General features: G+C 71.1%; 23 protein-coding genes. 14 read left to right on the forward strand and 9 right to left on the reverse strand.

Going from position 1 to position 21426, the window contains the following annotated elements:
• Window positions 1–145: 145 nt before the first annotated feature.
• Window positions 146–532, reverse strand: coding sequence for a hypothetical protein (locus ABZ840_RS22785; protein ID WP_361561921.1), 387 nt, complete (start codon window positions 530–532; stop codon window positions 146–148).
• Window positions 483–1325 (reverse strand): NB-ARC domain-containing protein, encoded by an 843-nt coding sequence (locus ABZ840_RS22790; protein ID WP_361561922.1) that lies wholly within the window; start codon window positions 1323–1325, stop codon window positions 483–485. The genes ABZ840_RS22785 and ABZ840_RS22790 overlap by 50 nt, the downstream gene beginning before the upstream one ends.
• A gap of 252 nt (window positions 1326–1577) precedes the next feature.
• Between ABZ840_RS22790 and ABZ840_RS22795 the strand changes: the two genes are divergently transcribed.
• The gene (locus ABZ840_RS22795) at window positions 1578–2669 is read left to right on the forward strand and encodes a PP2C family protein-serine/threonine phosphatase (RefSeq protein WP_361561923.1); all 1092 of its coding nucleotides are present in this window, start codon (window positions 1578–1580) and stop codon (window positions 2667–2669) included.
• 35 nt (window positions 2670–2704) lie between these two features.
• Here ABZ840_RS22795 and ABZ840_RS22800 read toward each other — a convergent pair whose 3' ends face one another.
• On the reverse strand, window positions 2705–3529 hold the full coding sequence (locus ABZ840_RS22800) for an ANTAR domain-containing protein (protein ID WP_361561924.1): 825 nt from the start codon (window positions 3527–3529) through the stop codon (window positions 2705–2707).
• Window positions 3530–3657: 128 nt separating this feature from the next.
• Between ABZ840_RS22800 and ABZ840_RS22805 the strand changes: the two genes are divergently transcribed.
• Entirely contained in the window at window positions 3658–4008 is a 351-nt protein-coding gene (locus ABZ840_RS22805) for a helix-turn-helix domain-containing protein (RefSeq protein ID WP_361561925.1), read from the forward strand.
• 238 nt (window positions 4009–4246) lie between these two features.
• Complete coding sequence (locus tag ABZ840_RS22810) at window positions 4247–4435, forward strand: antitoxin (protein WP_361561926.1); 189 nt, start codon at window positions 4247–4249, stop codon at window positions 4433–4435.
• A gap of 183 nt (window positions 4436–4618) precedes the next feature.
• Here the strand turns inward: ABZ840_RS22810 and ABZ840_RS22815 are convergent, their stop codons facing one another.
• Window positions 4619–5089 carry a DUF3574 domain-containing protein gene (locus ABZ840_RS22815; RefSeq protein ID WP_361561927.1) on the reverse strand — a complete coding sequence of 157 codons (471 nt, stop codon included), beginning with the start codon at window positions 5087–5089 and terminating at the stop codon, window positions 4619–4621.
• 469 nt (window positions 5090–5558) lie between these two features.
• Here ABZ840_RS22815 and ABZ840_RS22820 point away from each other — a divergent pair, with 469 nt between their 5' ends.
• Window positions 5559–5783, forward strand: coding sequence for a hypothetical protein (locus ABZ840_RS22820; protein ID WP_361561928.1), 225 nt, complete (start codon window positions 5559–5561; stop codon window positions 5781–5783).
• Between the two features lie 63 nt (window positions 5784–5846).
• Here ABZ840_RS22820 and ABZ840_RS22825 read toward each other — a convergent pair whose 3' ends face one another.
• Window positions 5847–6341, reverse strand: coding sequence for a MarR family winged helix-turn-helix transcriptional regulator (locus ABZ840_RS22825; RefSeq protein WP_361561929.1), 495 nt, complete (start codon window positions 6339–6341; stop codon window positions 5847–5849).
• Window positions 6342–6567: 226 nt separating this feature from the next.
• Here ABZ840_RS22825 and ABZ840_RS22830 point away from each other — a divergent pair, with 226 nt between their 5' ends.
• The 7 genes from ABZ840_RS22830 (at window position 6568) to ABZ840_RS22860 (ending at window position 14038) form a co-directional block, all read left to right on the forward strand.
• Window positions 6568–7803, forward strand: coding sequence for a cytochrome P450 (locus ABZ840_RS22830; protein WP_361561930.1), 1236 nt, complete (start codon window positions 6568–6570; stop codon window positions 7801–7803).
• A gap of 65 nt (window positions 7804–7868) precedes the next feature.
• Window positions 7869–8666: an SDR family NAD(P)-dependent oxidoreductase gene (locus tag ABZ840_RS22835; protein ID WP_361561931.1), complete on the forward strand. Its 798-nt coding sequence runs from the start codon at window positions 7869–7871 to the stop codon at window positions 8664–8666.
• A 215-nt stretch (window positions 8667–8881) separates the two neighbouring features.
• Window positions 8882–9781, forward strand: coding sequence for a DUF2993 domain-containing protein (locus ABZ840_RS22840; protein ID WP_361561932.1), 900 nt, complete (start codon window positions 8882–8884; stop codon window positions 9779–9781).
• A gap of 241 nt (window positions 9782–10022) precedes the next feature.
• Window positions 10023–11543, forward strand: a complete 1521-nt coding sequence (locus tag ABZ840_RS22845) for a SulP family inorganic anion transporter (RefSeq protein WP_361561933.1) — start codon at window positions 10023–10025, stop codon at window positions 11541–11543.
• 419 nt (window positions 11544–11962) lie between these two features.
• On the forward strand, window positions 11963–12763 hold the full coding sequence (locus ABZ840_RS22850; protein WP_361561934.1) for a hypothetical protein: 801 nt from the start codon (window positions 11963–11965) through the stop codon (window positions 12761–12763).
• 263 nt (window positions 12764–13026) lie between these two features.
• Entirely contained in the window at window positions 13027–13503 is a 477-nt protein-coding gene (locus ABZ840_RS22855) for a hypothetical protein (protein ID WP_361561935.1), read from the forward strand.
• A 67-nt stretch (window positions 13504–13570) separates the two neighbouring features.
• Entirely contained in the window at window positions 13571–14038 is a 468-nt protein-coding gene (locus ABZ840_RS22860; RefSeq protein ID WP_361561936.1) for a hypothetical protein, read from the forward strand.
• A 5-nt stretch (window positions 14039–14043) separates the two neighbouring features.
• On the opposite strand, the gene ABZ840_RS22865 is transcribed toward ABZ840_RS22860, so the two are convergent.
• Entirely contained in the window at window positions 14044–14922 is an 879-nt protein-coding gene (locus ABZ840_RS22865) for a LysR family transcriptional regulator (protein ID WP_361561937.1), read from the reverse strand.
• A 70-nt stretch (window positions 14923–14992) separates the two neighbouring features.
• On the opposite strand from ABZ840_RS22865, the gene ABZ840_RS22870 reads away from it, so the two are divergent.
• Window positions 14993–15604: a short chain dehydrogenase gene (locus tag ABZ840_RS22870; protein ID WP_361561938.1), complete on the forward strand. Its 612-nt coding sequence runs from the start codon at window positions 14993–14995 to the stop codon at window positions 15602–15604.
• Between the two features lie 247 nt (window positions 15605–15851).
• Window positions 15852–18089: a regulator gene (locus tag ABZ840_RS22875; protein ID WP_361561939.1), complete on the forward strand. Its 2238-nt coding sequence runs from the start codon at window positions 15852–15854 to the stop codon at window positions 18087–18089.
• Between the two features lie 43 nt (window positions 18090–18132).
• Here ABZ840_RS22875 and ABZ840_RS22880 read toward each other — a convergent pair whose 3' ends face one another.
• Window positions 18133–19164, reverse strand: coding sequence for a serine hydrolase domain-containing protein (locus ABZ840_RS22880; RefSeq protein WP_361561940.1), 1032 nt, complete (start codon window positions 19162–19164; stop codon window positions 18133–18135).
• 72 nt (window positions 19165–19236) lie between these two features.
• Window positions 19237–19794: an ArsR family transcriptional regulator gene (locus tag ABZ840_RS22885; protein WP_361561941.1), complete on the reverse strand. Its 558-nt coding sequence runs from the start codon at window positions 19792–19794 to the stop codon at window positions 19237–19239.
• A gap of 130 nt (window positions 19795–19924) precedes the next feature.
• Here ABZ840_RS22885 and ABZ840_RS22890 point away from each other — a divergent pair, with 130 nt between their 5' ends.
• On the forward strand, window positions 19925–20581 hold the full coding sequence (locus tag ABZ840_RS22890) for a maleylpyruvate isomerase N-terminal domain-containing protein (RefSeq protein ID WP_361561942.1): 657 nt from the start codon (window positions 19925–19927) through the stop codon (window positions 20579–20581).
• Between the two features lie 21 nt (window positions 20582–20602).
• Here ABZ840_RS22890 and ABZ840_RS22895 read toward each other — a convergent pair whose 3' ends face one another.
• A complete protein-coding gene (locus tag ABZ840_RS22895; RefSeq protein WP_361561943.1) occupies window positions 20603–21421 on the reverse strand; it encodes an alpha/beta fold hydrolase in 819 nt (272 codons plus the stop codon).
• Window positions 21422–21426: the final 5 nt, after the last annotated feature.

The following is a 21426-nucleotide window of genomic DNA, read 5'->3' on the forward strand; positions in this document are numbered from 1 at the left end:
GACGCCACCGAGGCGCCCGACCGGCCCGCCCCGCTGATCACGCCGATCAGCGGGGCGTCGTCGTACCGGGGTCGTCAAACAGCGTGGAAAGGCTTCTGACCTGCCCAGACCGGCACTCGGTGGGGAGACGAGCGGTGCGGTGGGTTCAGTCCAGGTGCAGGGCGTAGGTGATGCCTTCGTCGATGCCGGTCTCCAGCCCTTTGCGGTGGGCCGTCTCGTACGGAGCGTAGCCCAGCGCCTCGCGGAGCTGGAGTTCGCAGGCGTGGCGGGCCGCGAGGAATTCCTTCACCGCGGCCCGCTCCCGGCCGATGGAGCGCCAGACCTGGTCGGCGATGCCGAGCAGCCGGGCGGCTCGCTCCGGAGCGGAGGCGGCGACGGACGTGGCCAGGGTGTCGAGACTGACTGCGGCCCCGAAAGCGTCGTGCAGCTGCCACTTGGCGGCCAGGGCGTCCCGGGCGTGCCGCGTGGCCGCTGCCGGATCGCTATTGGCCGGCGCGGCCATGGCCAGGAAGTAGAGAGCATAGCCACGCACCCACAGGTCGCCATGGAGCTCGCTCTCCTTGCAGGGTGGCCACGCACCCGCAGGTCCACAGCGCCCGTCGTGTGCCCCGGATGCCCGGACCCGCGCCTCGTGGCCACCGGCGTCGCTTCGTACGCCCACCTCCTGGGCGAGGGGATGCCCTCCAGATGGGCGCAGATCTCGGCGACCGTCGCGCCGTCCTGCCCCGCGAGGGCCACCCGGGGGGGGGTGGCTTCGGCGGCGTGCTCGGTGAACAGCACCACCGGGTCGGCAGGTTCCGCCCCGTCGCATCCTGCTGTCGCCGTGACCGGCAGCGGGGCAACGGGCACCACCCGCTCGCCCCGGGCCTGCAGGGGCCCCGGCTGGTGGCCAGGATGTGCACCCCGGGGGCCGCGGCCAGCAGCGTCTGAGCGAAGTCGGCGCAACCGGTGGCGAGGTGTTCGCAACAGTCCAGGATCAGCAGCAGCCGCTTGTCCGCCAGCCAGTCGGTCACCACCTCGGCCGCGGTACGGGAGGACTGATCGGCCAGCCGGAGCGCCTCGTAGATGGCGAGCGCGATCGACTGCGCCCCCTGGAGGGGGGACAGCTCGACCAGCCACACCCCGTCGGGGAAGGCGGGCCGCGCCTCGGCTCCGGCGCGTTTGGCCAGACGGCTCTTGCCCACCCCGCCCGATCCGGTCAGCGTCACCAGCCGAGCGGTACACACCAGGTCTGCCATGGCGCTCAACTCGTCCCCTCGACCGACGAAACTCGTCGCCTCGGGTGGCAGGTTTCCCGCCTTCCAGCCCTGCCGGGAACTTCCCATGGCACCCCTCTCTCATGGGGTGTTCCGGCCACTGCCCGTCGCCTGCACACGAGTCTGCTCCGTCGGTATTGCCCCGGCTTCCCGATGCCATGAGCTGCACGCTTATGCCAGCAAGACGTCCACATGGCCGCACCACCGCGACACTCCCGGCCATCTCCCGCCCTGATTCGATCAACCAGTCCCGGTCACCGGTGCGGTGGGGCATGGTTGCGGTCCGCTTCTCAGCGCGCACGGAAGGCAGGGGGCTGGGTCATGGCCGTCGGCAAGTGGGGGCGGTCGGTGAGGAAGCACAAGTGGCGCGAGTGGAGCCGACTGGCATTGGCGGTGGGGGCGAGCACCTTTCTCGCCGTGCTCAACGCGTCGGCCGGCAGCTGGTCACCAGGAATCGCTGCATTGCTCATCGGCCCCCTACTGGCCTGCATCCGCCTGGACATGCGGCGCACCGCTGCGGTCGCCGCTTGGTCGCTGCTGCTCGCACTCGCAGCGGGGGCCGCACAGCGGCGCGTGTCGACACCGGGCTTCGTCGTGGAATTCCTGGTGCTGCTGGCGGGCAGCACGCTCGCCGTACGCAACGCGGCTCAATACACGGCCACCGAGACTGCGCTGGCCCGGGCCATGGAAGTGGCCCACGCCTCTCAGAACGCGATACTGCACCCGGTGTCCGCGCAGCTCGGCAGCGTCAGCGTATGCACCCGGCACCACAGTCCCGTACCGGGCGCTTCGGCGGGCGGAGACCTGTACGACATCGTCCACACCCCGTACGGAACGCGCCTGCTCATCGGCGACGTGCGCGGCCACAGCCTGGACGCCCTGGTGACCACCGCGGCGACCATCCGGGCCTTCCGGGACCTGGCCTACCTCACCCCTGGCCTCGCCGACCTGGCTGGGGCCCTGGACGCACGCATTTCCCCGAGCCTGGGGCCGGAAGACTTCGTCACCGCCGTCCTGGCCGAGTTCACCCCCGGAGAGGTCCGCCTCGTCAACTGCGGCCACCCCGCCCCCATTCGGCTGGGGAATCAGATCAAGCTGCTGGAACCGCCCGAGTTCGCCCTCCCCTTGGGCCTGCACCCGACACCCCGGCTGCACCGCGTCTTCCTGCAGCCCGGCGATCAACTGCTGTTCTACACCGACGGGCTGACCGAGGCCCGCGATGCGAAGGGCACCGCCTTCCCTCTGCTCGAACGGGTTGGCGACACGCTGACCGCGCCCTCGCCCTCCGACGCCCTCGACGCCCTGTACGGCATGGTGACCGCGCACACCGGCGGCCCGCTGACCGACGACCTCGCCCTCATCCTCTGCCAGCCGGCCGACGCACCGGCACCGTCAGTCGTCCGTTACGCGTGAGCGCCTTCCCGATCCGTCAGTGGCCCCTTGGGCGGTCAGTGGTCGGGCAGGGAGCCGGTCTCTCCGCGCGCGGACGCGGGCTCGGCGGGGGGCGTTGGTTCCGCCGGCGGGTTCGGGTCCGCGGCGTTCACCTTGGCGACCGCGGCCGCGAGGTGTGCGCGTACCGACTCGGGCAGCTCCGGTCCGTGGATGGTGCTCACCAGGTCCCCGGCCAGCCGGTGCAGCTTGGTGTTGGTGTTCTGCGAGGCGCTGACCAGGACGTCCCAGGCGGCCTCCGGGCTCAGGCGGAAGGAGGCCATCAGGATGCCGCGGGCCAGGTCGATGGTCGGCCGGGTCTGCATCGCCCGCCGCAATTGGGCGACCAGGGTGTGCAGGTCCTGATCGGTGGTCTGCTGCGGGTCTGTGTCGTGGTCGGCGCACTCAGTCATGTTCTTGTCGTTCGAGGTAGGGGGCGTGAAAGGGGCAAAGGGGGCGAAGTGGTTCCGGGAGTCGGCCAGGTGGAGCACTCGCTCGACCGCGGGGCCGACGGCACCGATGACGACCGTCTTCCCGTCGTCCAGGGCGCGCTCGCGCAGGGTGAGCAGGAGGTTGAGGCCGGAGCAGTCGCAGAAGCCCACCCCGGTCAGGTCCAGGTCGAGGCCGCTGACCGAGCGGCTGAGGGCTTGGTTCAGGCCGGGCCGGAGCTGCTGGCAGGCATCGAGATCGAGCTCGCCGCGCACTGTCACGGTCATCCGGTCGCCGTCGGGCACGACGTCGATCGTCGCCGGGAAGGGCGGGGTGTCCGCGGACTCGTGGTGACCCTGCGGGCTGCCGATGTTCTCCCCGATGAGGGGCTGCTCAGAGTACGCAGGCTCCGGCATGGCCTCTCTCCCTCATAGTGCCTACCGCCGCCCCCAGGCTGCCGTTCGCAGGTCATGTACGTCAACTAATACCGGAAATCGAGTACGTGCTTTTGAATGCGTGTATATCTAGTCGCTAGAGTTGGGGCATGGATGGAGTGCCCGAGCCACACACCGGATGGACGTTTCTCACCAACCATGCGCGGGTGCTGGCAGCGATTGCCGATAATCACAACGCTCGTATCCGTGACATTGCGGCTCACTGCCGGCTTACCGAACGCGCCGTCCAGAAGATCATCGCCGACCTCGAGCAGGATGGTTACCTCTCCCACACCCGGGAGGGGCGCGCCAACACGTACCAGATCGACCCGAGTAGGGTACTTCGCCACCCGGCCGAATCCGGCCTGACGGTGGCCGCTCTGCTCTCCTTGCTGGTCCAGGACGAAGCCGACCGCACCACGTCCTCCGACGGCAGCGAACGGCGTCACGCCACTGCCTGACCGAAGTGAACACGGCACCGCGCGGCGCCGCCCTGCCCTGCAGGGGCGTGCCGCGCGCCGTGGTGTCCGGCCCCGGCCACCTCACGCAGCCGCCACCCGAGCGCGGCTTCGCGCCACGCGCTCCACAGGCCTCCAGATGGCTCGCTCCCGCCGATGACCCGCAGGTCAGGGCCAGAAGATGCGGCCCGGGCGATGGTCCCCGACCCTGAAAGGGACGGGAAACCGAAGGAGGGCCACAATGTCGATGATCGACAAGCTCAAGCAGATGCTGAAGGGCCACGAGGACCAAGCCGGACGGGGCATCGACAAGGGCGGTGACCTCCTCGACGACAGGACCCAGGGCAAGTACAGCCGCCACGTCGACACCGCCCAGGACAAGATGAAGGACCAGATGGGCCGGGACCGGGGTCAGGACTCCTCCCAGTAGACGCACGGAGCGCGCCCGACCCGGCGTCCGCCGTTCGCCTCCTCACTCGAACGGCGGATGCCGGGTCGGGCTGCGCCCGCCGGGACCGGTACGGTCCGAGCGCCAGGTCACCGGTACGGTCTCGGTCCGGCCGCCGGGTCAGGAGCGGTCCGGCCTGCAGGCCAGAAGCGGTCGGCCGCCGGGTCAGAAGTCGACCGTCGTGCGGTCGTCGACGCGGGCCACCGACTCCTGGGCGAACTTCTTCTCGTATGCGGAGCGGATCTCCTCGATCTTGCGGCCGCTGGGTCCCGCCTGGCCCGTGGGGTAGAAGAGGATCAGCTCGTAGGAGCGCTCACGCTCGATGGTCCCGTGCGCGTCCCGGTACTGGCCTTCGCCTTCCTGGACGGTCAGCCCGTCCGGGAAGCGCGGCGTGACGAACTCGTCCACGAAGCCCTGGAACTGCTTGTCGGTGACGGGCGGGCTGCCGTCCGGATGGGCGGTACCGAAGAACAGGCTGGTCTCGATGTACGGGCGGCCGCCCGCCGGCTGGCCGCCGGCCGGGGGAGCGGCGGGGACCGCGGGGGCCGAGGCCGAGGCGGTCGCGGCGGTACCGAGCAGGATGGTGGACACTGCCAGGACCGCGAGGCGCAGACGGGGCTGGGACAGCGATGCCAACGGGCTTCCTCTCGTCGGGGACTCGGCCGGATAACGACCGCGAGCGCTGCGGGATGCGGTCGGCGCGTCCGGCCCGGCCGATTGTGCCCAACCCCTGTGACCTGGCACTAGGGATCGCATACCCGTCCGGATGGTTCCGGCCAACGGCCTCCGGCCGACGCCGATTCATGCACGGCGGACGCGGACCTGTCCGGCATCGACCCGGTCGGCGCGGCACGGGGCATGCGGCTCCCGGCGTCGGCCATCGCCGCGTACCGTGCGGCACATCCGGGCATCAGCGACGTGGACCTGTACGGGCTGCTGCTCAGCGACCAGGTCTTCCGGATGCCGTCGCTGAGGTGCGCGGAGGGGCATGCCGCGGCGGGCGGCCGCACGTGGGGGTATGTCTTCGGCTGGCGTTCGCCGGTACGCGACGGGCTCTTGGGGGCCTGCCACTCCGTCGACGTGCCTTTCACCTTCGGCGTCCCGGATGGGCGAGCCCCTGCTGGGCAGCCCGGTGCCGCCGGAGTTCGCCTCGCTCTCGGCCGAACTGCGCGGCGCCTGGGTCGGCTTCGCGGTCACGGGCGACCCGGGATGGCCCGAATACCGCCCGGGGGAGGCGCTGATGCGGCGTTGGGACGCCCCCGCCACCGCGGTCGCCGACCCGGTGGCTACCTCCCGGCAGATCTGGCGGGAACGGGCCTCGGCGCACTGAGGTAGGGGAGAGGCCCGGAAGGGGCGGCGCGCCAGAAGGTGGCCGCGCCGCTCGGCTCGGGGATCAGTCGGTGTCGGGCGTGCTCTCGGGGCGGTCCGAGCGGGACCAGGTGAGTCCTTCGAGCTGCTCGATGCTCTGGTTGAACTCGATCAGCAGGGTGAGGAACTGCTCGGTCTTCCCCTCGCTCCAGCCGGACGCCTCGATGAGGCGGGTGGCCCCGGCGCGGCTGATGGCGCGGTCGGCCTCCAGGCGTTCGAGGCCGAGCGGTGTGGGGCGGAACTTGCGGGCCATCCCGCCGTCGGGATCGGGGATGCGCTCGACCAGACCGTTCCGGAGCATGGCGCTGACCTGGCGGTTGATGGTGGAGATGCCGACCTGGAAGGTGTGCGCCAGCTCCTTGAGCGTGAGCGGCTCGCCGACCTCCAGGCGCGTGAGCAGGACATAGGCCGAGCGTTCCAGGCTCTGTCCGATGCGGGGTCCTCGCGAGGCGACGAAGTGCCGGGACAGCAGGGTCAGCTCTCGCTCCAGATCGCTCAGCCGACGCTCTTGTTCGCTCATGTCCTTGGTTCCTCTTCCGCCTCGGTTCCTCCTCATCATCGCGCATGGCTCCCGGCGGCTGCCCGGAGGCCGCGCGAGAGAACGTTGCCTCTAGCAACCTTGTTCATTATGCACATCGTGTGTACTGTGCGCATCATGTGCATGGTGCGCATTGCGGTGTCCGTGTGGCACTCGTGAGACGCCGTGCGCCGCCCCCCATCGACATGCGCAAGCCAGGGAGATCCGTATGAGCGCAGGCCGGCCCGGAGAACCCGGGGCAGCGGAGGAAGTCGCCGTCCCGTACCCGACCGTACGGACGTGCCCCTTCGACCCGCCCGCGGAGTTCGCCGGGCTCCGCGCCCGGCCGGGGCTGCCGCGTACCCGGGCGCTGGAAGACGGCCGCCCCTGGCTGGTCACCCGCTACGAGGACGCCAAGGCCGTACTCGCCGGCCCGGACTTCTCGGCGCGGCTGGACACCCCGGGCTTCCCGCTGTTCAGCCCCAGCGATGTACAGCAACGGGACGACCGCGTCGAGAGCCTCATCCGCAGCGACGACCCCGACCACCTCACCCGCCGGCGCCGGCTGACCCGCCACTTCACGGTCAAGCGCGTCCACGCGATGCGCGACCGGATCCAGTGGGTCATCGACTCCACGCTCGACGACCTCCTCGCCGCGGAGCCGCCGGCCGACCTGATCGGCCTGGTCGCCCGCCCCATCCCGTCCCGCGTCATCTGCCTGCTGCTCGGCGTGCCCTACGCCGACCACGCCTTCTTCCAGCAGGCCGCAGCCCGCGCCCTGGCCGGCGACGCCGATCCCGCCGACGTACGCATCGCCTTGCGGGAACTCGGCGACTACCTCGACGCCCTCGTACGCGAGAAAACCCGGGCATCCGACGACGACGTCCTCTCACAACTGATACGCGACTTCCTGGAGCCCGGCGCCCTGGACCGGGCGGAGCTGGTCAACATCGCGATGACGCTGCTCGTCGCGGGGTTCGAGACCACCGGCAACATGATCGGCCTGGGGACCGCGCTCTTCCTCCAGCACCCCGAACAACGGGACCTCTTCCTGGCCGGCGACGAGACGCTGCAGGCCAACGCGGTGGAGGAGCTGCTGCGCCACCTCTCCGTCGCCCAGCACCCGCGGCAGCTCGCCGTCCGGCGGGAGGTGACGGTGGCCGGATGCGCCCTTCAGCCGGGCGACGGCGTACTGATCTCCCTCCCCTCGGCCAACCGGGACCCGGCGGCCTTCGACGATCCGGACACCTTCGACATCCGCCGCCCCGCACGCGGGCACCTCGCCTTCAGCCACGGCACCCACCAGTGCCTGGGCCAGGCGCTGGCCCGGCTGGAGCTGCTGCTGACGTTCCGGGCCCTGTTCACACGGGTGCCCACGCTCCGCCTGGTGGACGACCCGGAGCGCTTCGACCTCAAGACACACAGCCGTATCCACGGCTTCAACACCCTCCACGTCGGCTGGTAGGGGCGGCAGGGCGGGGCGATCAACGCGTACGACGACACGTGGTACGAAGACGAAAGGGCAGGGTCATGGAACGGCTCAAGGGCAAGGTCGCGGTCATCACCGGCGCCGGCAGCGGGATCGGCAGGTCCGCCGCCGAGCTGATGAGCCGGCAGGGCGCACGTGTCGTGGTCGCCGACCACGACACCCGGGGCGCCGAGGAAACCGCCGCACTCGTCGAGGCGGCCGGCGGCCGGGCACTGCCCGTCACCGTGGACGTCACCGACGAGGGGTCGGTCGCCGACATGGCCGCCGCGACCATCGACGAGTTCGGTGCGCTGCACGTCCTCTGCAACCACGTCGGCGGCACCGATCCGCGCAAGGACCTGGACCTGCTGCGCATGGACATGAACGAGTTCGACCGGGCCGTCGCCCTCAACATGCGCAGCACCCTCCTGGGCGCGCGGCACGCCGTACCCCACATGATCCGCGCCGGCGGCGGTTCCCTCATCAACACGGCCTCCGTCGCCGCACTCGTCGGTGATGTCCTGCAGACCTCCTACGGCGCGGTCAAGGCCGCGGTCGTCAGCATCACCAAGTCGATCGCCGTCCAGTACGGGCCACAGCGAGTACGCTGCAACGCCATCGCCCCCGGCGCCGTCATGACGCCCGCCCTGGAGAACAATCTGCCCGACGACGTCGTCGAAACGCTGAAGCGGGGCAACGCCCTCCCGTACCTGGGCTCTCCCGAGGACATCGGCCACACCATGGTGTTCCTCGCCTCCGACGAATCCCGGTATCTCACCGGCCAAGTGCTCGTCGTGGACGGCGGGATGAGCATGCAGTCCTCCGCCGCCCCCGGGCGGCGCGCCATGCTCCCCGGATGAGTCCGACTTGCGTGCAGTCGTACGGGACTTGGACGAACGCATCCGCCCTGTGATCGCATGTGGCGGTGAACTGGAACGGATCTCCCGAACACGCGACGCCACAGACCGAGACAACACCGAGGGAAACCACGGATACCTACGCAGCGGCTCCTCATGAGACATCTCCGGCCGCCGGGGGCCGGCCCTCCCGCGGCCGTCGCATCGTGCGGAGGACCGTGAAGACGGTCGTCGCCCTGGCCGTCGTGCTCGCGTTCCTGGCCCTCGGTGATCGCTGGGCCGTGCTCTACGCGGAGAACCTGGCGGCGGAGAAGGTGCAGGACGCCCTGAAGCTGCGTGCCGAGCCCGAGGTGCACATCGACAGCTTCCCGTTCCTCGGCCAGCTTGTCACCAAGCGCCTCGACCACGTCGAGGTCAACGTGCCCGACGTACCCGCCGGGCGGGTCTCCGTCGCCCAGGTGAAGGGGACGGTGGACGACATACGGATCGTCGGCAGCCTCCCGACCTCGGTCAAGGGCGCGGTCCTCAGCCGGGTGCGCGGCGACGTCTTCCTCGACTTCGACGACCTGAACCGCGAGGTCGGCGCCTCGCAGGTCCAGCTGGCCCCCGGCCCGCAGAAGAACAGCGTGCAGGTCCACGGCGATCTGCCGGTGGCCGGCAAGCAGGCGGAGATCCGGGCGCGGGCACACCTGCGGCGTACCGGGGACCACGGCCTGGCCCTGACCGTCGCGAACGCCCGAGTGGTGGTGCCCGGTCTGCTCACGTACACCCCGGGCGAGGGCGGTGGCCTCCAGTTGGCCACGCCCGCTGCCGACAAGATGGACGGGCGCGACCTCCAGCAGGCGACCGGGCAGCGCCTCCTCCCGGACCAGCTGATGAAGGGCCGCGCGCTGGACGCCCTCGCCGAGCATCCCTCGGTCCTCGAACCCGCCGGCATCGATCCGTCGCTCATCCGCGGCCTGCAGAAGGTGCGGGAGCCGAAGGTCGCCAAGGACATGGAGTTCTCGGCCCAGCTGCCGGACGATCTGCCGGGCGACCTCCGGCTGCGCGGCATCTCCGTGACGAAGGAAGGCATCCGGGCGACGCTGACCGGCGCGGATGTGCCCCTGGGCACGTGACGGCCGTACGGCCGGGGTAAGGGCGGAGCAGCCGCCCCGGGTAGAATCGTGGCCGGAGAGCGGTGCGTGCTGCTGCTCTCCGTTGCCGTTTCGGGGCCGGTGTCGCCCCCGAAAGAACGATCCGGGCATGCTGCGGCCTCGGCCGCCCCGGGCTCGCGCATGTGCGTCTCCCGCAAGGGCGCCGTCCGGGCCGCCCCGCCCTTCCGCACGCCGCCCCGGCCCGCCGAGCGCGTGCCCGAGCATGACAGGTACTGCGTTGTTGTCTTCTCTCGCCTCCGCCCGCGGGCGCCTGCAGGCGGCCGGCCGCCCCGCCTGGCTGGCCTCGCCCAAGGTCTTCCGTACCGAGGTGCTGGCCGGACTGGTCGTCGGCCTGGCGCTGATCCCGGAGGCGATCTCGTTCTCGGTGATCGCCGGGGTGGATCCCACGGTGGGACTGTTCGCGGCCTGCACCATGGCGATGGTGATCGCCTTCGTCGGCGGCCGGCCCGCGATGATCTCCGCCTCCACCGGCGCCGTGGCCCTGGTGGTGGCCCCGGTCACCCGTGAGCACGGCCTTGGGTACCTGATCGCGACCGTCATCCTGGCCGGTGTCTTCCAGATCGTCCTCGGCGCGCTGGGCGTCGCCAAGCTGATGCGGTTCGTACCGCGCTCGGTGATGGTCGGTTTCGTCAACGCGCTGGGCATCCTGCTGTTCACCGCCCAGATACCGAACCTGCGCGACGTGCCGTGGGCGGTCTACCCGCTGGTGGTGGCCGGCCTGCTGCTCATGGTGTTCTTCCCCCGGATCACCAAGGCCGTGCCCGCGCCGCTGGTCTCCATCGTCATCCTCACCGTGATCACCGTGGCGGCCGGCATCGCCGTGCCCACCGTCGGCGACAAGGGCAAGCTGCCGTCGTCCCTGCCCGTTCCGGGGCTGCCCGACGTCCCCTTCAGCCTCCACACCCTGACCGTCATCGCCCCGTACGCCCTGGCGATGGCGCTCGTCGGACTGATGGAGTCGCTGATGACGGCGAAGCTGGTGGACGAGCTGACCGACACCCGCTCCAACAAGACCCGCGAGTCCATCGGCCAGGGCATCGCCAACATCGTCACCGGGCTCTTCGGCGGCATGGGCGGCTGCGCGATGATCGGCCAGACGATGATCAACGTCAAGAACGGGGCGCGGACCCGGCTCTCCACCTTCCTCGCGGGCTTCTTCCTGCTGATCCTCTGCATCGTCCTCGGGCCGGTCGTGTCCGAGATCCCCATGGCCGCGCTGGTCGCCGTGATGGTCCTGGTCTCGGTCGGCACCTTCGACTGGCACTCGGTCAAGCCCGCCACGCTCAAGCGGATGCCGGCCGGCGAGACCACCGTCATGGCCATCACGGTCGTCGTCGTGGTCGCGACCAGCAACCTCTCCATCGGTGTCGTCGTCGGCTCGATCACCGCGATGGTCGTCTTCGCCAAGCGGGTCGCGCACCTCGCCGAGGTCACCGCCGTGACCGACCCCGACGGCAGTACCGCCGTCTACCGGGTCACCGGCGAACTGTTCTTCGCCTCTTCCAACGACCTCGTCGGCCGGTTCGACTACGCCGGTGACCCGGACAGAGTGATCATCGACCTGTCCGCCGCTCACGTCTGGGACGCCTCGTCCGTCGCCGCACTGGACGCGATCGAGACCAAGTACGCACAGCGTGGCAAGACCGTCGAGATCACCGGTCTGAACGACCCCAGCGCGCACCTGCACGGCCGGCTCAGCGGCGAACTCGCAGCAGGGAACTGACGAGAGGGCTCTTCCGTAGCGGGGGACTGCGCTCCATGGCCAGCTGGTGACTGGCCATGGAGCCCATCGGGCACACCCGCTCCTGGTCCGAACCGACATACCCTGGCAGGGGTCCGGCCTGCAGACCCGGACGTCCGCCTGACTCCCGAATGCCCCAAAAACGATCGCCGAACACCTCCGGAACCGACGAACCCGTGCGTAGTCGATGACCACCTACGACCCCTTCCGTCTCGGTAGCGTCGCGGCGTGGCCCTCATGGACCTGAATCCCTTGGAAGCCCCCATCCAGCGCGCCTTCGCCCGCGAGGAGCGGGAGCCGGCCGGAAGCGCGGTCCGAGCCGGAACGGTCCGAGCCGCCGTCCTGCGCGCACTGCTCCTCTCGGCGCCGGACACGGAGGGCGGGGGGGGGTACCCGCACTGGTGCTCGACGGCGTGATCGTCACCGGCCGGCTCGACCTCGCGTTCGCCGAGATCACGTATCTGGTGCGGCTGACGAACTGCGAGTTCGCGCAGGCACCCGACCTGCGCGGCACCCGTCTGCGCCAACTCGACCTCCGTGGCGCGCGGCTCCCCGGGCTCACCGCGACCGGACTCCGTGTCGAGGGCGACCTCCTGCTCGCCGGCTGCCACGTCACCGGGCCCCTGCGGCTGGGCCGCGCCCACGTCGAGGGCGACATCAATGCCCCGCGTCTGGTGGCACACGGCGCCGTCGTACCGGAGGCGGCGCAGGTGGGGTGTGCCCTGGACCTGGAGGACGCGCGGCTGCACAACCCGGGGAGCACCGCGCTGGACGCGCCCGGCCTCAGCCTCGGCACCCTCCTGAACGCCGGCGGTCCGGTCGCCGAGGGCCGGGTCGGACTCACCGGCACCAGGGCCGGCGGCTGGATCTCCTTCATCGAGGCACGGCTGCACAACCCCGGCGGAGTCGCACTGGGGCTCAGCAGCTGTGAGGCCCGTCAGCTCACCCTCCGCGACGCCCGGCCCATCGAGGGCGCCGTCAAGCTGCACGACTCCACCTTCAAGGCGATCGAGGCGGACCCCGCGGTGTGGCCCGACACCGTACGGCTGGAGGGGCTGGCGTACCAGGCCCTCACGCCCCGGTTGCCGGCCGCCCGCCGGCTGCCGCTGCTGGAGCGGGACGAGGACGGTTTTGTCGGTGAACGCCCGCCGGGCCGAGCGGGACCCGAGCAGTACGGAACACATAAAGACACGCACCCATAAGGAAGTTGGGTGGAATGATCAACACCTGATTGAATGGGGGTACGTGATCATGAGTCTCCGTCCTCGGAAAGGTGTGCCCTGATGTCTCCCGACCTCAACCGGGTACCGACCGGGAAGCTCATGCTCACGCGTGGCCGGGCGACGCCTGTTGAACCCGCCGCATCTGTCATATCTGCCATATCCAGCGGCAGACCGCTGTCGAGGCGGCCTGCCCCGGCCGGACGACTCGGTGTTCTGCGCACTGCGGTCACGGGAGGGTGATCATGTTCCAGGCCCAGCACCAGTCTCCGTACCGGCCCCCGTCCCGGCCCCAGCGCCCCGCCCGAGCCGTCTCCCGTCCGTCCTCGCGCCCCGCCCCGCGCTCCCGCGCCGCCGGCCCGTCCGGCGCTGCCACCGCCGATGTCCTGCGCACCATCGCCGACTCCCGTACTCCGGTGTTCGTCACCGTACGGGCCGGCGGACGACGCCGGTACGGCTACTGGCAGCCGTACGACTCCCGTACCAACAAGGGCGGCTGCTACGTGGCGCTGCCGACCGCCGTCTGCGACGAGCTGTATTCCGCGGGCCGGCTGTCCCTGGGCGAGCCGCTGGAGGACCCGACCAAGACGACGTACCGGGTCCTGACCACCCACACCCCGACGGAGCCCGCCCGCATCGCGCCCACCCCGGTACGCCTGCCGGCCGCTCCCGCACGCGCGGTGGCCCGGTCCCAGGCTCAGGCCCAGCGGCTCGCCGCCTGAGGGGGCGAGGGCGGAAGGACGGCACACTGCTTGCCCCGCCCCGGAGTTGTTGTGATCGACTGGTGTCGTGGAAGCCATCTGGACGACTGTCGTAGCCGTTGTCGGCACGTTGCTGGGCTCTGTCATCACGCATGCCTTCCAGCGGCGGGCGTCGCGGCGCAGCGAGCTGTTCACCCGGTCCGAGGCGCTGCGGCAGGAGCGCATGGCCACCTACAGCGCGTTCGCCGAGGCGGCTGAGCAGTACCGCCATGGCCAGGCGGACCGCTGGTACCGCAAGAAGAAGGAGCCGGAAGGGGAGGCGTTCCTCGCGGCGCGGGACGAGGCACACCGCCTGAGAACCGTGGCCCGGCAGGCGCTCTACCGGGTCAAACTGCTCACCGACGACACCGGGGTGATCCGCGCGGCCGAGCGGGCCTATGAGTGCACCCGGGAGGTGTCCAACGCGGTGGACCAGGCGGACCGGAACAGCCGGGACGCCGAGGCCAAGCAGGCCATCGAGGCATTCGTCGCGCACGCCGCGCCACTGGTGCGCTGACTCCCTCAGGCGGGCCGGCCGGCTTCCGACACCTGCTGTTCCACATGGCGGCGGAAGGTGTCCGTCGCCGGGTGGGCGGCGCGCGCGGGCCATGCCAGGAGGACGGTGACCGGGTCCGCGTCGCGCACCGGCAGATAGCACACCCCCGGATGCGGGTGCTGGTGCACGGTGCCCTCGGCCGTGACGCCGACCGCCGCGCCGGTCGCGATGGTCGTCAGCCACTCGTCCACGCCCGGTACGGTCACGGTGTGCGGCCGCTGCCCCGCCGGCCACAGCTCGGCGCTGGTCGTCGCGGCCGTCGCGCACAGCGCCACCGTCTCCTCGCACAGTTCGGCCAACGCCACGTCCGCGCGGTCCGCGAGCGGATGCCCCACGGGCACGGCGGCCATCCGGCGCTCACGGATCAGCGCGCGGTGCACCACGTACGAGTCGTCGGGCTCCGGGCGCAGCCGTAGGAACGCCAGGTCCGCCTCGCCACGGCGGAGCAGCGCCACCGGATCGTCGGCCCGCCTGATGTCCACCGGAAACTCGGGATGCCGCTCGCGCCAGGCGCGCAGCAGCGGCACGGTGTGGCTGCCCAGCGCGGCCCATACGAAGGCGAGCCGCAGGGGACGCGGTGTACCGCGCCCGGCCGCATCGGCGAGGGCGTCGTCGAGCTGGCCGAGGATTCGGTGCGCGCTCTCGTACAGCCGCGTGCCGGGCTCGGTCAGGCGCAGGCTGCGCGTCGTACGCTCCACAAGCCGCACCCCGAGGCGTTGCTCCAGCTGGGCGAGGGTGCGCGAGAGCGCGGGCTGGGTGACGCGCAGCGCGTGCGCGGCACCCGTCAGCGTGCCCTCGTCGCCGATCGCCGCCAGGACTCGCAGATGGCGCAGCTCCACATTCATAAACGGCAAGCATAAGCAGTGAACAGAAGGCATTTCCCCGGGCCCACGAGATCCGCTTAGCGTGACTGCCATGACGAACCGACAGCAGAACATTCTCCTGATCGGCGCGCGCGGCACCATCGGCCGCGCCGTGCACCAGACTCTCGCCGACCGTGGCCACAAGGTCCGCACCGTCGGCCGCTCAGCGGGCGACCTCCGCTTCGACATCACCGACCCGGCGCAGGTCACCGCCCTGTACGAGGCGGCCGGGCCGCTGGACGCGGTGGTCAGCGCGGCCGGTTCGGTGCCGTTCAAGCCGGTGGCCGAGCTCGGTCCGGAGGACTGGCAGGCCGCCTTCACCGGCAAGGTGCTCTCCCAGGTCGAGCTGGTCCGCCAGGGCTTGGCGCACGTCGCCGCGCGCGGTTCCTTCACCCTGATCACCGGCATCCTCACCCACGAACCGATCCTCACCGGCGCCGCCGCCTCCCTCGCCAACGGCGCCGTCGAGGCCTTCGTCCGCGCCGCCGCCATCGAGATCGCCCCGCACCGGGTGAACGCGGTCTCCCCGAACGTCGTCACCGAGTCCCTGGACACCTACGGCGACTTCTTCCCGGGCATGGGCTCGGTACCGTTGGAGCGTGTCGCCCAGGCGTACGTACGCTCGGTGGAAGGCGCGCAGACCGGTCAGATCTACGAGCTGTAGTCGGTCTCGGGGACTGCCGACGGCGACGGTCGGGTGTGGGTCCGCGCCCTTTGGCGGGGTGTTGGACCGCACCCTTTCACCCGGCCGGGGAATCCCGGGCCGGTTCCGGAGAACTGCCGCGCCCCACCACGGCATTCTGTAGCACCGGGAACAGCACGGGCGAGCGGAACGTGCACCTGGGACGCACGAGGCCGCGGAACGCACCGGGGCCGGACGAGGGGATGGCCGGTTGGTCACGGAACAGCGGGTGGGGAATCTGCCGGTCGAGGCGAGCCCTCTGGTCGGGCGCCGGGCCGAGCTGACGCAGGTGGCGCGGCGGGTCGGGCGCTCCCGGCTGATGACGGTGACCGGTGTGGGCGGGGTGGGCAAGACCCGGCTGGCGCTGCGTACCGCGGCGACGCTCCAGCCGTTGTTCGCCGACGGGGCATGGTGGGTCGAACTGTCGCCGCTGCGCCAGGGAAAGCTGCTGCCGCACACCATCGCCGAGGCGTTGCCGCTCGCCGACCACTCCACCCGGCCGGTGATCGACATGCTGGCCGACCACCTGGCGGGCCGTCAGCTGCTGCTGGTGCTGGACACCTGCGAGCATCTGGTCGAGGAGTGCCAGATGGTCATCGAGGCGCTGCTGCACGCCGCGCCGGGACTGCGGATCCTGGCCACCAGCCGCCGCCCGCTCAACCTGCTCACCGAAGAGGTGTTCACACTCGAACCACTCCCGCTCCCGGCACCGACGAAGCGAGAGGGCGGGGGCCTCGACCCTGCCGGCCCGGTGGGCCTGGCGGGCCCGGGGTATCCAGCAGCCCCGGCGGATTCGGCAGCAGGCGGGACCGCAGCGGACGGCGCCGAGGCCGATGCGCTCGTACTGCTCGCCGACCGTGCCGTCCGCGCGGTGCCCGGCTTCGCGCTCACCCCCGCCAACCGGGCCGAGCTCGTGACCCTGTGCCGGCGGCTGGAGGGACTGCCGCTGGCGATCGAGCTGGCCGCGGCGCGGTTGCGCCACCTGCCGCTGGCGGAGCTGAACCGGCGGCTGGAGGAGGAGCGGTACGCACTCCTCGGCGAGACCGAGCACGCGGTGCGGGACACCATTCCCCCCTGGCACCAGGCGCTGCGTACCGCGATCGGCTGGAGCCATCAGCTGTGTACCCCGGCCGAACGGCTGCTGTGGGCCCGGCTGTCGGTGTTCGCCGGGAGCTTCGACGCCGAGGCGGCCGAGCAGGTGTGTGCCGACGTACGGCTGCCGGCCGCGGACATTCCGGCCCTGCTCGGCTCCCTGGTGGAGAAGTCGCTCCTGACCTGGCAGCCGGCGGAGGCGGGGGAGCGGTACCGGATGCTCGACACCCTCCGCGAGTACGGCGCCGGCTGGCTGAGCCGGCTGGGCGAGGAGGAGGTGTTGCACTGCAGACACCGCGACCACTACCTGCGTCTGGCACAGGCCGGGGACGCCGCCTGGTTCGGGCCCGACCAGTTCGCCTGGTGCGACCGGATGACGGCCGAGCACGGCAATCTCCGTGCCGCGCTGGAGTTCTGCCTGTCCCGGCCGGCGGACCATCACACCGCACTGGAACTGGCCGGAGCGCTGTGGTTCTTCTGGTACGGCTGCGGTTTCGTCACGGAGGGCCAGTACTACCTGACCCGGGCGCTGACCGCGGACACCGCTCCCAGCCGTACACGCGTCAGGGCTTTGTTCGGCTGTTGCATGCTCCTGGCCCAGCTGGGTGACCAAGCCGGTGCCGAGATCTGGGCCGCCCAGTGCGCCGAACAGGCAGGCCGGTTCGGCGAAGCCGAAGCCGCCACCGCGACCGCCACCGCCGTACTCCTGGCGATCTTGCGGAGTGACTACACGGAATTGGTGACCCTGACCGAGTCGCTGCCGGTCCCGCGGTCCCGCATGGACGAGGTCGACTACCCCATCGTGATGACGATGGCCGCCAGCGGACACGCGTACATTTCCACCGGCCGCATCGAACGGGCCGTCGCCGTACTGGACGGGCTGCACGCCCACTGCTCATGGCACGGTGAGTGCTGTCTGCGCTCCTGGGTCGAGATCAACTACGCGCAGGCCGAGCTGGCCCTGGGCCGGCACCTGACCGCAGAAGAGTACGCCCGGTCCGCCCTCCAGGTGAAGCACCGGCTGCACGAAGGCGTGGGCAGGGGCATGGCCATCGAGGTACTGGCCCAGGCCACGGCCGGCCTCGGCCGGAGCGAGCACGCCGCTTACCTGCTCGGCCTCGCCCAGCAGATCTGGGGCACCCTCGGCCGGCCGCAGCTGGGCATCCCCGCCTGGGAGGCCGATCGCCGGGCCTGCGAACAGCGGGCCCGGCAGGCGCTCGGTGCCCACGCCTACCAACAGGCCTTCGACACGGGCTTGCACGCGGATCTGGACACCGGCGTCGCCCGCGCCCTGGCCGGCGGGGGCGAGCCCGGCCCGCCCTCCGCCCTTCCGGGTCCGGAACCGGGCCCGGAAGACGCCGCTCCCCGCACCTAACGACCCACCCGCCGACCCACTTACCGACCGAGCCCGCGGAAGGTCAGCTCCCGACGAGCTCGGAGAGGAGGCCGAAGGTCAGTGAGTCGACGGGGCGGAGCCCGCCGTCGGCCTCGTTCCCCTCGCTGAAGGTGTTCACCATCATCACCACTGCCGTCCCGCTCCGCCTGCTGAACGCGGTGCAGGTGCTGAAGCCGCCCGTGCCGCCGTTGTGCCAGGTCATGGGCCGGCCGTTGGACAGGGAGCCGAGGTGCCAGCCGAGCCCGAGCCGCAGGTGCTCGGTCGCTGTGAAGTGCGGACGCTGGGTCAGTTCGATGGCGTCTCCGAACGGCGAGCGCTCCGGCCGCAGTTGTGCGCGGAGGAAGCGGACCATGTCCCCGGCGGTGCTGTAGAGCGAGGTGCCCGCACCGCTGAGCACGTGGTCGTGCCAGTCGGGGACGGGTTCCCCCGCGAGATGGCCCACGGCCTTGCGCGCCGCCATGTCCGGCCGCAGCTCCGTCGTCGTGTCGGACAGGCGCAGCGGCCCGGTCACGCGGCGCCGCACCATCGCGTCCACGTCGTCGAAGGCGAGGGCCTGGCCGAGCAGCCCGAATCCGAAGTTCGAGTACTGGTAGGCGGTGCCCGGGTCGGTGAGCAGCGTCGTCTTTTCCAGACCGGCGGCCAGGTCGTCCAGCGTGTAGTGCGCGTACGGGTCGTACGGGTCCGCCTCCGCCAGCAGGTTCGGCGGCAGCTGGGGCAGGCCGGAGGAGTGGGTCGCCAGGTCGGCCAGGGTGATCCGCCGAGGGCCCTTGCCCGGGACGGTGAACCCGGGGGGAAGGGTGAGCGGCGCGTCGAGACGGACCGTGCCCGCACTCACCGCGCGCGCGAGAGCCGTGGCGGTGAGCGTCTTGCCGATCGAGCCGAGCTGGAACACCGTTCTGCGGTCCGGTGCCGCGTCGCGCCCCTTCCGGGACGCCCCCGCTATGTACTCCTGTGCGCCGCGGATGACTCCGCACACCACGCTGGGGCTGTCGTGCTCCAACGCGCGATCCAGGTAACGCCGCACCCGCGCGGCCAGATCGCCCTCAGCGGCCATCGCCCTACCGGGCAAGAGCGACACACCGGCCGCGGCCGTCGCCACGCCCAGAAGTTTCCGTCGGTTCATCAACTACCCCTCCGTCGTTGAATTCGGTGCCGGAACCACCGCCGACATCAGCACGAGCAGCGGTACCACCCTGCCCGCGGGCACGTGGTAGTTGCCACGTCCCTCCGCCTGGAGCCAGCCGGTGGCCGTGAGCTGCTTGAGGTGGTGGTACAGCTGCCCGGTGGTGTTCAGCCCGGCGGTTTCTTGCAACGAGGCCGCGGACCGGATCCCGCGCAGGACAGCCCGCAGCAGGGTGAGCCGTACCGGGTGCCCGAGCGCCGCGTACGGTGCCGCGTGCTCCGCCCAGTCCGCTTCGAGCAACTCCTCGGCGACCGCGCCTTGTTGCCATGCGTAGTGTTCGCCCGTGGGCAGTTCCAGCGCACCGGTGAACAACACCTCCCCGTTCCCGGTGAGCCGTTCACGCAGCCCCTCAAGAGCCCAGAACACCTCATGCCGCGGTGTTCGGGGACCCGACTCCAGCCGCGCTACGCGTTCTTCCAGCGCGGCGACCCGCTCCGGCAGGGAGCCACCTGCCGGGGAGCCACCGCCCGTGGAGTCGTCCGCCGGGAGAGCATCAGCCATGGCCCGATATTACGCTATTCCGAAATTGCAGAGAGAGGTGCGGTGCGTGAGCCGACCCACTCACCCGGGTATCCACCCGCCCGCCCGAATTCGCTTGTCCACCGCTCCGGTCCGGCCGTACCGTGCCGCCGTGGATCTCTTCTCACGCTCGTGGACGGCGCTGCTCACGGCCGTCGCCGACACCCCCGACGAGGACTTCGAGCGGCCGTCCGGCTGCACCGGCTGGCTCGTCCGGGACCTGGTGTGCCACCTGGTCATCGACGCCCAGGACGTCCTGATCACCCTGGTCACGCCCGCCGACACCGAACCGACCGTCGATGCGGCCACCTACTGGGACCTCGCCGACGCACCCCCGACCGGCGAGGAACCGCTCGACGCGCTGATCCCCCGGCTGGCCGCCGCGTACGGCGAACCGAGGTGGCTCAAGTTCCACCTCGACGACGTCGGTTCCGCAGCCGGGCGCGCCGCCCGACTCGCCGATCCCACCGCCCGCGTCAGCACTCAGGACAAGGTACTGACCGTCGGCGACTACCTGTCCGCGTACGTACTCGAATGGACGCTGCACCACCTCGACCTGATCGCCCACCGGCCCTCGGCCGCCGAGCCGCCCGCCGAGACCCTCGCGGCGGCCCGCACAGTACTGGAGAGGATCGCCGGCGCCGGCTTTCCCGCCGCGCTCTCCGACAAGGACGCGCTGCTGATCGGCACCGGCCGGCGCACGCCGACCGAGAGGGAGAGGGCAGCACTCGGCGAGCCGGCCATGCGTCTCCCCCTCATCCTCGGCTGAACGGGACCCGCGGGGAACGGCCTACTTCGGGACGCCGGGAACCTCCCGGGCCAGGAAGTTGAGCAAGTGCCGGTTGAAGACCTCCGGCTGTTCGGCCCCGGGCAGGTGGCCCGCTCGGTCGATGACCGCGAGCCGGGCGTGCGGGACATGGCGTCGGATCTCTTCGGCGTCGGCCGGTGGGGTGTAGACGTCATCGGCCCCCACGAGGAGCAGCACCGGTACGTCCACACTGCTCAAACCGGGGCGGTAGTCGGGGCGTTCGGCCCGGCCCCGCAACGCTGCCGCCGCGCCCCGCGGGTCGGTCGCGCGCATCATCGTCAGCACCCGGTCGGCGACATGGGGAAGGGCAGGGACGTTGTACGCGGCGAGCATCTTGTCGATGACCTCACCGGCGTACCCGTCCATGCCCTCGGCGAGGAGACGGTCGGCCAGGCGATTGCGGAACAGCTTCCCGTCCGGTGTCTCCGCCGGCGCCGAGCTGTCGGAGAGCACCATGGCGGCGACGCGGTCGGGATGGCGGGCCTGCATCTCCATCGTGATCTGGCCGCCCATGGAGACGCCGCCGACCACTGCCGCGGATATGCCCAGATGGTCGAGGAGGGCGGCGAGGTCGTCGGCGAAGTCGGACAGGTACACGATGTCGCCGCTCACGGGACTCTGCCCGTAACCTCGCAGGTCCGGGGTGATCACCCGATAGCCGGCCGAGGCAAGGGCGTCGGCCTGCGGTTCCCACAGCGTCCGGTTGAAGGGATGTCCGTGAACGAGCAGCACGGGTGTGCCGTCGGCGGGTCCCTGGACGCCGTAGGCGAGCACGGTGCCGTTGAGTGAAGCGGTGTACATCGGCA

Origin of the sequence: Streptomyces sp. NPDC047117 (assembly GCF_040643545.1) — a bacterium.
GTDB lineage: Bacteria > Actinomycetota > Actinomycetes > Streptomycetales > Streptomycetaceae > Streptomyces.